Raw genomic sequence first — 534 nt, 5'->3', positions numbered from 1 at the left:
TACATGTCAATATCGCCTCGGCATTATGGAGCATATTGATCACCATCATCATCACGATCATGATCACGATCACGGGCACCATCACCACGATCACCATCATGACCATCACCACCATGAAGATAAGGTCGGCGAGTTAAAATGATTTTATTGTTAGCGGGAACTAGCGATGCACGTGCATTAGCCGTTCAAGTGGAAAAAGAAGGTTACGACGTTACGGCGACGGTTGTAACCGACAATGCAGCAATCGAATTACAGCGAGCAGAAGTGAAAGTGAAAATTGGACGTCTCACACAAGAAGATATGATCGATTTTGTAAACGAACATCGTGTAAAAGCTATTGTGGATGCAAGTCACCCTTTTGCCGAAGAAGCATCTAAAAACGCTATCGGCGCAGCTGCTGAAACATCGATTCCTTACGTACGCTATGAGCGGGCTTCACAGGCTTTCACCTACGACAATATGACGATGGTTTCCACGTACGAAGAAGCAGCTGAAGTAGCGGCTCAGAAAAAAGGAGTTATTATGCTGACAACA

The 534-nt window shown here is 45.1% G+C and carries 1 protein-coding gene; it reads left to right on the top strand.

The annotated features are described in order from the left end of the window. Positions 1-138: 138 nt before the first annotated feature. The coding region (locus AC27IT_RS28145; RefSeq protein WP_487092314.1) for a precorrin-6A/cobalt-precorrin-6A reductase at positions 139-534 on the top strand (396 nt) is incomplete at its 3' end.

The organism is Brevibacillus sp. YAE8, from assembly GCF_057543335.1.
The sequence above is the reverse complement of the archived record's forward strand: the minus strand, read 5'-3'. Positions and strand labels throughout refer to the sequence as shown.